Origin of the sequence: Pseudomonas sp. S60 (assembly GCF_016647865.1) — a bacterium.
Classification (GTDB): domain Bacteria; phylum Pseudomonadota; class Gammaproteobacteria; order Pseudomonadales; family Pseudomonadaceae; genus Aquipseudomonas; species Aquipseudomonas parafulva.
The window spans coordinates 1-9,548 of sequence record NZ_JACVVH010000087.1 but is presented as its reverse complement, the minus strand read 5'-3'; the positions used below and the strand labels follow the sequence as shown (position 1 = coordinate 9,548).

Below are 9,548 nucleotides of genomic sequence, written 5' to 3'. Positions count from 1 at the left end.
GTGCTGATCGACACCAGCGCACCCACCGCCACCAACATCACCCGCGTCGATATCACCCCTACCAATGCCAGCAGCCTGCGCTACACCGTCACCTTCGACGAGTCGGTGACCGGTGTGGATAGCGCCGATTTCGCGTTGGCCCTGACCGGCAGCGCCAGTGGGCGCATCGCTTCGGTCACCCGTATCGATGGCCGTACCTACCTGGTGGTGGTGGACAACCTGTCCGGCGCCGGCACGGTGCGGCTCGACCTGAGCGCCAGCAACACGGGTATTACCGATGGGGTGGGCAACCCGATCAACGGTGGCCTGCAGGGCAGTACCTACAGCCTCGATCGGGTTGCGCCCTTGGTCACCAGCGTCAGCGTACCGGCACCCGGCGCCTACACCGCAGGCAATACCCTGGACTTCACCGTCAACACCGATGAAGCGGTACTGGTCGACAACGGCAATGGTAACCCGCGGCTGGCGATCACCCTGGATAACGGCCGGGTGGTGTACGCCGACTACCTTTCGGGGTCTGGTACCACCGCCTTGACCTTCCGCCTCACTGTCACCAGCGGTATGGCCGGCAACAGCACCTTCGCGGTCGCGCCGCAGATCGACACCAACGGCGGTAGCCTGAGCGATGAGCGGGGCAACCAGGCCAATACCGGCCTGAACAATGTTGGCGACACCCGCGGCATTCTGGTCGACGCCAAGGCACCACGCCCAATTGGCATCGTGCTGGATGGCCCGGTGCAGCCGACTGACACCACCGTCAGCTTCACGCTGACGTTCGACGAAGCGGTCAGCGGCGTGGATGCCGATGATTTCTCGGTGCTCGGTACCGGGTCTGCCAGTGGCGTGGTGCAGTCGGTTCAGCAGGTCGACGGGCGCACCTACCGCATTCTGGTCGGCGGCCTGCGCGGCCAGGGCGCATTGGCCCTGAGCCTCAACGCATTGAACAGCGGCATTCAGGATGCGAGCGGCAATGCCCTGGCAGTGTCGCTGGTTGGCCAGGCGCAGAGCCTGCAGGCCCAGGAGGTTGGCGACCTGGAGTACCGCCTGAACCCGCCGCAGCTCGTCGTAGAAACGCAACAGGCGGTGGTTCAACCGCAGGTAATCAGCCCGGTGCAGAACAGCGGCGTATCGCCGCTGTTGCCAGGGTCGTTGTTCGACGTGCGCAGCGTGGGCGGTGATTTGCAGCCACTGGGCACCATCTTCCTCGGCAACGCTGCTAGCGCGCCCAGCTTCATCGCCCAGGTGTTCGGCAGCAGCGACAGCAGCCTGAGCGGGCAGGGCGGCTTGTCTGGCTTTGCCAACGCGGGCAGCAGTGTGTTCGGCAGCAGTACGCTGTCGGCCATCTTCAGTCACCAGGTGCCGGGTGTCAGTGAAATGAACGTGTTCAACGGCAGCCAATGGCGGCCGGCAGAAATCAGCCAAGGCTTGCGCGGCGTGTTCGGCGCGCCAAGCCTCACTCAGCAACTGCAACAGCTGGACGAAGCCGAGCAGCGCCATGTGCGCGAACTGGCCCAAGCCCTGGCGCAACCGGCACAGATCGGGAAACAGGCATGAAGCACAGCACAACACTTGAAAAAAGAGCCGTACCAGGGGGCGGCCCAAGGATGAACAAAAGCCACACACTGTTTGCCGCCAGCCTGCTGGCGCTGACCATCAGCGGATGCGCCGTGACCAGCCAGCCGATCGACCGCAGCGCCAGCGAGACGCGCGCGCGCACCGACCTGGCCAGCATGTTCAAGGAACAGGAGCCCCTTAGCGGGCCCCTGACCCTGCACCAGGCCATGGCCCGTGCGGTGAAGTACAACCTTGAGGCGCGCCTGAAGGTGATGGAAGAGGCCCTGGCCAAGCGCCAGGTCGACCTAGCCCAGTTCGATATGCTGCCACGCATGGCGCTGGACGCCGGTTACGCGGGGCGCAACAACGTCGGCGCTTCCAGCAGCCAGAGCATCCGTACCGGCACCCAGTCCCTGGAACCGTCTACCTCCCAGGACCGTGACCGTGACGTGGCCGACCTGACCATGGTGTGGAACGTGCTGGACTTCGGTGTCAGCTACGTCAGCGCCAAGCAGCAGGCCGACCAGCGCCTGATCCTTCAGGAGCGCAAGCGCAAGGTCATCCACACCATCACCCAGGACGTGCGCTCGGCCTACTGGCGCGCGGTGGCAGCCCAGCGCTTGCTGAACCAGATCGACAGCCTGATGGGGCGCATCAACCAGGCCCGCGACAACAGCCAGCGCATGACCGCGCAGCGTGTCGGGGACCCGGTGCAGACGCTGAGCTACCAGCGTGCCCTGATCGAGGCCACCCGCCAGCTCGAAGAGCAGCGCCGTGCGCTGTCCCTGGCCAAGACCGAGCTGGCTGCGTTGGTCAACTTGCCGCTGAATACCGATTTCACCCTGGCGCCGGAGCAGGGCTACGTAGTGCCTGAGTTCCACGGCGATTTCAGCAAGCTCGAGGAGCAAGCGCTGGCCAACCGCCCGGAACTGCGCGAGCAGGACTACCAGGCCCGTATCAGCGCGGCTGAAACCCGCAAAGCCATGCTGCGGATGTTGCCTGGCCTGGAGTTCTCGCTGGGTGGCCATTACGACAGCAACTCGTTCCTGGTTAACCAGAGCTGGGCCGACTACGGCGTCAAGGTCACCTGGAACCTGTTCAATGTGCTGTCCGGGCCCACGGCGATCAAGGTCGCCCAGGCCGGCGAAGACGTGGCGGCGGCGCGCCGCCAGGCGATGTCGATGGCGGTGCTGGCGCAGCTGTACGTGGCCAATGCCAACTTCAACGAGTCGGTGCGTCAGTTCCGCACCAGCGAAGAGCTGGCGCAGCTCGATGGGCAAATCGCCGATCAGTTGCGCAACCGCTACCAGACGCAGAACATTGGCGAGCTGGAACTGATCCAGGGTGAGCTGAACAACCTGCAGACCCAGCTCAAGCGGGACCTGGCGTACGCTGAGTTGCGCAACGCCTATGCGCAGTTGTATGTCAGCTCGGGCGCGGACCTGTTGCCTGACAGCCTGCCGGACAGCAACCTGCAGACCCTGGCCACTGCCCTGCAGAACGGCGAAGCCAACTGGAACCGCTGAGGCCTTTGGCCGTGCCGGGTTGACCGGCGCGGCCGTGGTGGCTATGGCCCCGCGACAGGCGAAACGGGGTCAGTCCACCCAGCGCCACAACGGTTCATCCAGCAGCCCGACGCCGCGCAACTGGGTCTGGCCCTGCACCTTTTCCAGTTCCAGCACATTGCACCCCTCGCAGGCCTTCAAGGCCTGGATCAGCGCGGCGCTGTGCGACACCACCCACACCTGGCTGCGCTGCGACGCGCGGATGATCAGCCGTGCCAGTGCAGGCAGCAGGTCGGCGTGCAGGCTGGTTTCGGGTTCGTTCAGCACCATCAGGGACGGTGGCCGCGGGGTGAGCAGGGCTGCCATCAACAGCAAGTAGCGCAGGGTGCCGTCCGACAGCTCTGCACCGCCCAATGGGCGCAGCAACCCGTGCTGATGCAGCCTTACACTGAACAACCCGCCTGGTGGTGCGTCGATCTCCAGCTGGCTGCCGGGGAAGGCATCATCCAGGGCGGCGGTCAGGTCCTCTACGTCACCGATTTCGATAATGGTTTGCAGGGCCGAGGCCAGGTTGCGCCCGTCATGGTGCAGCACCGGTGAGCGGGTGCCCAGTTGCGGCTGCCGGCAAGGGGCGTCGCGGTCGATGCGAAAGTGGTCATAGAACCGCCAGCTGTTGATGAACGCGCGCAGCTCGCCGATTTCCGGCGCCTGGCGTGGGCGGCCGACGATGTTGAAGAAGCTTTCGCAGCTGTCTGCATGCTGGTCCAGCACCGCCCAGCCCTTGCCCTCGCGCGCGCGTACCAGGGCGTTCTTGCGCTCGACCAGCAACGACGCGGGGCGATAGGCCCCGGCGCCCCAGATGGCTTCGCACTTGATTTCCGGGTCGAGCATGAAGGCGGAGGGATAGGGCAGGGGAATGGGCAAGCCGAGGGATATGGCGAAGCCGAAATCCTCGGTGGCGAACCCCAGGCGCAGGCGCCGGACCTCCTTCGGGTGCTGGCCTTCAATGGGCACTTCACCGCGTTTCATGCGCGCGCTCATTTCCGGGCCCGCCCACCAGGTGGAGTCCAGCCCGCCTTCCCGCGCCAGCGCCTCGATCACCCCGCCCTGGGCCGTTTCGGCCAGCAGGCGCAAGGCCTTGTACAGGTTGGACTTGCCGCTGCCATTGGCGCCGGTCACCAGGTTGAGCTGGCCCAGGGGCAGTACCAGGTGGTTGATCGAGCGGTAATTACCAATGGCAAGGGTGGTGAGCATGGCGCGTTCCAGCTGTGGCGGTTTGGGCACGAGTTTGGCCCAGGCCGTTTCGCGGGTAAACCCGCTTCCACAGGTTGAATGGCAGAGTTGCCGGCGATGGGCTGCTAAGCGGCCCTAGATCCAGAGGTCGTTCTGCGCCGTGCGCTCACCCCCTTCATGGCCCGTATTCAGTACCCCGCGTGGCTCGATCATCATCAGTTTCGCCTCCCCCTGTGCAGCCGTTCTGTGCTCTACACCTCGCGGCACCACAAACAACTCACCCGGCTGCACCCACACACAACCTGCTGGTAGGTCGATGCGCAATGTGCCCTCCAGGACCACAAACGCCTCATCGGTTTCTGGGTGCGAATGCCAGATGAATTCGCCCTCGATACGCACCACCTTGAACTGGTAGTCGTTCATTTCTGCGACCACCCGGGGGCTCCATTGCTGGTCGATCATGGATGCTTTTGCCTTCAGGTTCACAGGCTGTGCAGGGGCTTGCTGCTTTGATGCGGGCATGGCGGGTTCTCCGTTGTTGGAGAGCCAAGCCTACCCAGCGGGCGCAACGGCTTCTTGTACGATCCTGCAACTCAGCGCCCAGCGCGCAAGCGCTCAACCCAGCGGGCGGGGGGCACCCCAAAACTGCGGGTGAAGTGGCGGGTCATATGGCTCTGGTCATGAAAGCCCGCGGCCAGGGCCGCGTCCACCAGCGTGAAGCCATCGAGTAACAGCCTGCGGACCGTGTCCAGCCGCCGCAGGGTCACGAAGCGGTAAGGGCTGGTGCCATACAACGCGCGGAAGTCTCTGGACAGGCTCCATTGCTCGCGACCGCTGGCCTTTTCGAGCATCTCCAGGGTTATGCCCGCCTGCTGGTGCTCCATGATGAAGGCCCTGGCCCGCTCAGCCGAGCGGTAATCCAGGCGCTTGCGGCCACGCGGCTTACCGCCCACGGCGCGCAGGGCCATGGCCAGGTCGTACACGGCGTCCTGTTCCTCCAGCCTTTCCAGGGGGTGGTCGAGTGCTTGGACAAAGGCCTGACTGGCGCGGAAAAGGCGCGGGTCGCTGGACACGCCGCCAGCAATGAACGGCAGCGGCTCGCCCCCCAGCACCTGCTGTATCAGCGCCGGGTCGATATAGGCCATGCGGTAGCGAAAACCCGCAGCGGTGCCGGCCATGCCGTCATGCAATTCGTCAGGGTGCAACACCAGCGTGTTGCCCGGCACGCCATGGCACAGCGAGCCTTTGTAGTGAAAACTCTGCACCCCGGCCAGGGTACGGCCAATGGAGTAGGTGTCGTGCCGATGCGGGTCATACCCATGGCTGCCGAACCAGGCTTCGATCCGTTCCACGCTGCCAGGCTGGGCGCTGCGGATGACCCAGTCGGAGGCAGGGGGGTGGTTGGGCTCGCTGTGCATGGTCGTCGTCCTGGGCTTGAGACCCTGAAGCGTACAGGTTCAGCTCTGTAACAGGACAGCGGCCACATGTACCGCCCCCTGAGTTTTACGACGAGGTTGACGTCTGGTTGCCCGGGGCAGGGTATGATGGCCGCCATGTAACCCGCCAGAAGCCAGCCATGAACCGCCAGAAGAAAATCAAGCAACTCCTCAAGGCCCACGCCAAGAAAGCCAGCGCCAAGCTCGCCCCGCGCAGCACCAAGCCCAAATACATCAGCAAGGCCGACCGGGAGAAGCTGGCGGCGCAAGCTGCGAGTGAAGCCGCGACCCCAGCCGAGTGAGTGGCTGATCAAATCACTTTCACTGCGCGGCCGATGAACTTCACTGGCCCGGTAGGGGCGCCTGTCGGTGAGCCGCCGGCTTTCTCCAAGGTCAGCTCGAACAGCTGATTCGGCTCGACAGCGGGCAAGCCTTTGAGCGGCACACGGTAGGGTTCGCCCGGTTTGACCAACCCCAAGGAAACCGGGGCCTGCCATTGCTCACCCTTGGTCCAGAACTGCAACGCCATGCCCGGCGGCACGTCATCGTCGCCCAACGGGAGCAACTCGATCATGCGGGCATCGTTGGCTTGCACCACCCAGCCTGGTGCTTGACCGGAGGGGGCTGCCAGCACTACCAGGTAGGTTGTCATGGGTGGGGCCTGGGTCAGTAAGGCCAGCGCCAGCAGCAGGCTGGCGGCCAGCCCTGCGGCGCTCAGGCCCTGCCACAGCCCCAGGCGATTCCACCCACGTGCAACAGGGCGCTGCCGGCCCTGCAGGGTTTGGCTGAGGCTGCGTTCGATACGTCGCCACAAGCGGGGGCTTGGGGGGACGGGTTGGGCCTGTTGGGTCAGGTCGAGCAGCCGCGCCTCCCAGGCATCCACGGCAGCCCTCAGGGTGGGGTCGGTGCCCAGGCGCTTGTGCAGGGCGGCGTGAGCTTCGCCGTCGAGGGTGCCAAGCACGTACTCGCCTGCCAGCGCGTGAAGCTCGTCGTCATGGGCATCATCAGCTGTCTGGTTCATGTCATGCACGCTCTCAGCGCCTTCAGGCTCCGCTTGATCCACGCCTTTACCGTGCCCAGCGGCGCACCGAGCAAGGTGGCGATTTCGGCATTGCTGCAACCGTCCACGTAGGCATGCAGAATGCAGCGCAGCGGGCCCGGTTGCAGCTGTTCAAGGCAGTGGTAAAGCTTCCCGGAGCCGGACCACAAGTGCGCGGCTTCGACCTCCGGCGGTATTGTCGGGGTTGCGGCCATGGCTGCGTCGTCAAGGTCCGTTTCGCGTCGGCTGTCGCGCATGAAGTTCAGGGCCAGGTGCCGGGTCACGCTGTACACCCAGCCGCGTGCCGAACCGCGTGCGGGGTCATAACTGCCGGCACCGGTCCAGATACGCATGAAGGCGTCATGCACGATGTCTTCGGCCGTGGCCCGGTCACGGCTGATACGCTGGGCCACGCCCAGCAGGCGGGCGCCCTCATGTTCGTACAGCGCCTGTAATGCACGGCGGTCTCCGTTGGCGCAGGCCGCCAGGCAACCTTCGAAATCAAAAGGAACAACAGGTGCGTTCAATGGGCGGCGTTCCTTGCGGTCATTGGGCAGTGGGCGGCGCCCCGGGCCGGCTGGCCAGGGGCTCGACTGCAGCGTAGATGATCAATGGCCAGTGCGCTGGTCAGTGCCCGGTTACTTCGCTGCCCAGAACACGTAATCAGCCTGATACTTGACGACCTGCTGCTTGCCTTTGTTCTGTGCATTACAGGCCTCGGCCGGAGCGACACCGCCGCGGGTAGCAAGGCGCTGAATGTAACTCACCCCCTGCATGGCGCCCTGGCCTTCTGCTGGGTTGGCCTTGACCAACTGGTAGGGCAAGTCGGCTTTCGCTGCAGGTGCTACGGCCAGTTGGGTGCCGGTCACCTTCGAACCGTCTTTGGCTTGCCAGGTGGCCGGTGGGCCGAAGTAGTCGCCCACGGTATTGCCGGCCCGGTCTTTCAGCACCGCCTTGGGCCCGACAAAAAACCACTCTGTCTGCCCGGGCGCCTTGGCTTTGTCGCGGCATTCGTAGGTGATCTCACCCACCCCTACGGTCTTCATCACGATCACGTGGCCGTCGGGCACCTTGATCGGGTCCGGTATACCCGACTGGGCATGGGCGGTGGTAACGCCGAAGGCAAAGCAGGTGGCGAGCAGAGCGTAGGTCGGTTTGAGATTCATGGTGTGCACTCCTTGAAGGTCATGGGTATGGCAATCACTGACTGCCTGATAACCACTACCCGCCAGGTTGGGTTATGGATGCACCGCCCCGGAAATAAATCTCAAGCGCCTTGGCTCAGCTCAACTGCGACAATAATCCCTGAACAAAAGGCGAGTGGGTTGGAGCAGGTTTCAGCGTGGCCAACGAGGGCAGATGGGCGAGCAGCCTGCTGGTATCTCGTCGGCCTTCACCTGGTGCGCTGCACCACCTCGATCACGGTGTGGTGCAATGCCTCTTTTGCCTGGTCAGCAGTGATCTCCCCCGACACGGCAGCTTCCGACACGGCGTCTGCGGCACCTAGCACAACCCACAGGCCGGCCTCGGAAACGCCGCCTGTGACAGCGAAGGGGGCAAATATGCCGGCGCACTTCTGCAGCAGGGCTGTCTGGTACTTGCGCTTGACCGCCGCCAGTTGAGGCGACCCGCTGAGGGCTGCCAGCACCCCCTGAATCTCACGGCCCTGGGTCATCACACAATCTACGTAAGCGCTGGCAAACACCGCAGCCTTGTCTGGCAACGTAGGTTGCGCGGCTGCGATGGCGCTATCGAACAAGGCCGTTTGGCGGACGTCGTAGTCTTCATACATCGCAGCCAGCAAGCCCTCGCGGGAACCGAAGTGGTCGTAGACCACCGGTTTGGTCACGCCCGCCGCGTCGGCCAGTCGGCCCAGGGTCAGCGCATCGGTCCCCTCGTCGGCAATCAATGTCCAGGAGGTTTCCAGCAACTGGCGGGTACGTGCTTCGCGGGGCAGGCGCCGGCGTGCGGGTGGGGTTAGGTCGGTCATGGGCGCGATTGTCCCACTGTGGTTCAGCTCTGGGAAGCGAAGATGCTGGCACCGATGGCCTGGGCGGTTTCCAGATGAGCCCGGGCATAGTCACCTTCAGATGGCAGCAGCACGGTGGAACTGCGCACCGGTGCGCCGCAGTAATCGAAGATGCCGTGGTCGATCTGGGTGTTCATGGCCGCGCCGTAGCCATGGCGCTGGTAGGTGCCCTGGTCGGCACCTCCGATGGCCACCAGGTGCACCTGCAGGCGTTGCAGCTTCTTGGTCACCTTGCCATCGTTGTTGTCCTGGTAGGCCCAGCCTTGGGCGAACACGCGATCGATCCAGCCTTTGAGCAGGGCCGGAAAAGACCACCAGTAGATGGGGTAAACCAGCACCAGTGCGTCGGCGCGGTCGAGCCGTCGCTGTTCAACTGCGACATCAGCGGGGGGTGGGGATTGCTTGAGAAACAGCTGGTGGTCCGCCAGGTTGAAACGGGGGTCGAAGCCCTCGGTGGTCAGGTCGGCGAGTTCGGCAGTGTGCTGCGGGGTGGAGGCTGTGAGGCTTTCGGCGATCGTTTGGGCGATGGCATGGGTGAGTGAGTGAGGGTCCGGGTGGGCGGTGACGATCAGGGTGTGCATGGGTAGGGTCCTTGGATGGATGGCGGATTACCTACCAAAGGTAACCTACGACTAGTAGGTTGTCTATTTTTGTGTTTGCCGTGGATCACGCGTCAGGGGTCCGCGTGCAAACAGCGCAGGCTAATTGGCCCGAAACAAACGTAGGAGCGAGCGCAGCTCGCGATGCGCCGC

10 protein-coding genes and 1 pseudogene are annotated in these 9,548 nt (G+C 64.3%); 3 read left to right on the top strand and 8 right to left on the bottom strand.

What is annotated here, in order from left to right; all coding sequences use genetic code 11:
- Window positions 1-1,554, top strand: a pseudogene (locus IAE33_RS24045) (DUF4347 domain-containing protein); the annotation flags it as partial.
- 50 nt (window positions 1,555-1,604) lie between these two features.
- The gene (locus IAE33_RS24040; RefSeq protein WP_201165679.1) at window positions 1,605-3,080 is read left to right on the top strand and encodes a TolC family protein; all 1,476 of its coding nucleotides are present in this window, start codon (window positions 1,605-1,607) and stop codon (window positions 3,078-3,080) included.
- Between the two features lie 69 nt (window positions 3,081-3,149).
- Here IAE33_RS24040 and IAE33_RS24035 read toward each other — a convergent pair whose 3' ends face one another.
- The 3 genes from IAE33_RS24035 to IAE33_RS24025 all read right to left on the bottom strand — a co-directional run bounded on the left by IAE33_RS24035 (window position 3,150) and on the right by IAE33_RS24025 (window position 5,710).
- Complete coding sequence (locus IAE33_RS24035) at window positions 3,150-4,313, bottom strand: AAA family ATPase (protein WP_201165678.1); 1,164 nt, start codon at window positions 4,311-4,313, stop codon at window positions 3,150-3,152.
- Between the two features lie 114 nt (window positions 4,314-4,427).
- On the bottom strand, window positions 4,428-4,814 hold the full coding sequence (locus IAE33_RS24030) for a cupin domain-containing protein (RefSeq protein ID WP_201165676.1): 387 nt from the start codon (window positions 4,812-4,814) through the stop codon (window positions 4,428-4,430).
- Between the two features lie 71 nt (window positions 4,815-4,885).
- Window positions 4,886-5,710 carry an AraC family transcriptional regulator gene (locus IAE33_RS24025; RefSeq protein ID WP_201165675.1) on the bottom strand — a complete coding sequence of 275 codons (825 nt, stop codon included), beginning with the start codon at window positions 5,708-5,710 and terminating at the stop codon, window positions 4,886-4,888.
- Window positions 5,711-5,868: 158 nt separating this feature from the next.
- Here IAE33_RS24025 and IAE33_RS24020 point away from each other — a divergent pair, with 158 nt between their 5' ends.
- Complete coding sequence (locus IAE33_RS24020) at window positions 5,869-6,030, top strand: DUF2986 domain-containing protein (protein ID WP_080667858.1); 162 nt, start codon at window positions 5,869-5,871, stop codon at window positions 6,028-6,030.
- A gap of 8 nt (window positions 6,031-6,038) precedes the next feature.
- Here IAE33_RS24020 and IAE33_RS24015 read toward each other — a convergent pair whose 3' ends face one another.
- The 5 genes from IAE33_RS24015 to IAE33_RS23995 form a co-directional block, all read right to left on the bottom strand.
- Window positions 6,039-6,749, bottom strand: a complete 711-nt coding sequence (locus IAE33_RS24015; RefSeq protein WP_201165674.1) for an anti-sigma factor — start codon at window positions 6,747-6,749, stop codon at window positions 6,039-6,041.
- Window positions 6,746-7,294, bottom strand: a complete 549-nt coding sequence (locus IAE33_RS24010; RefSeq protein WP_201165673.1) for a sigma-70 family RNA polymerase sigma factor — start codon at window positions 7,292-7,294, stop codon at window positions 6,746-6,748. The genes IAE33_RS24015 and IAE33_RS24010 overlap by 4 nt, the downstream gene beginning before the upstream one ends.
- Window positions 7,295-7,405: 111 nt before the next feature.
- Window positions 7,406-7,933: a DUF3455 domain-containing protein gene (locus IAE33_RS24005; protein ID WP_201165672.1), complete on the bottom strand. Its 528-nt coding sequence runs from the start codon at window positions 7,931-7,933 to the stop codon at window positions 7,406-7,408.
- Between the two features lie 227 nt (window positions 7,934-8,160).
- Window positions 8,161-8,757, bottom strand: a complete 597-nt coding sequence (locus tag IAE33_RS24000; RefSeq protein WP_201165671.1) for a TetR/AcrR family transcriptional regulator — start codon at window positions 8,755-8,757, stop codon at window positions 8,161-8,163.
- 23 nt (window positions 8,758-8,780) lie between these two features.
- A complete protein-coding gene (locus IAE33_RS23995) occupies window positions 8,781-9,377 on the bottom strand; it encodes an NAD(P)H-dependent oxidoreductase (protein ID WP_201165670.1) in 597 nt (198 codons plus the stop codon).
- Window positions 9,378-9,548: the final 171 nt, after the last annotated feature.

Coding starts and splice junctions, on each gene's coding strand:
- IAE33_RS24040 (WP_201165679.1), top strand. CDS start 1,605: ATGAACAAAAGCCACACACTGTTTGCCGCCAGCCTGCTGGCGCTGACC.
- IAE33_RS24035 (WP_201165678.1), bottom strand. CDS start 4,313: ATGCTCACCACCCTTGCCATTGGTAATTACCGCTCGATCAACCACCTG.
- IAE33_RS24030 (WP_201165676.1), bottom strand. CDS start 4,814: ATGCCCGCATCAAAGCAGCAAGCCCCTGCACAGCCTGTGAACCTGAAG.
- IAE33_RS24025 (WP_201165675.1), bottom strand. CDS start 5,710: ATGCACAGCGAGCCCAACCACCCCCCTGCCTCCGACTGGGTCATCCGC.
- IAE33_RS24020 (WP_080667858.1), top strand. CDS start 5,869: ATGAACCGCCAGAAGAAAATCAAGCAACTCCTCAAGGCCCACGCCAAG.
- IAE33_RS24015 (WP_201165674.1), bottom strand. CDS start 6,749: ATGAACCAGACAGCTGATGATGCCCATGACGACGAGCTTCACGCGCTG.
- IAE33_RS24005 (WP_201165672.1), bottom strand. CDS start 7,933: ATGAATCTCAAACCGACCTACGCTCTGCTCGCCACCTGCTTTGCCTTC.
- IAE33_RS24000 (WP_201165671.1), bottom strand. CDS start 8,757: ATGACCGACCTAACCCCACCCGCACGCCGGCGCCTGCCCCGCGAAGCA.
- IAE33_RS23995 (WP_201165670.1), bottom strand. CDS start 9,377: ATGCACACCCTGATCGTCACCGCCCACCCGGACCCTCACTCACTCACC.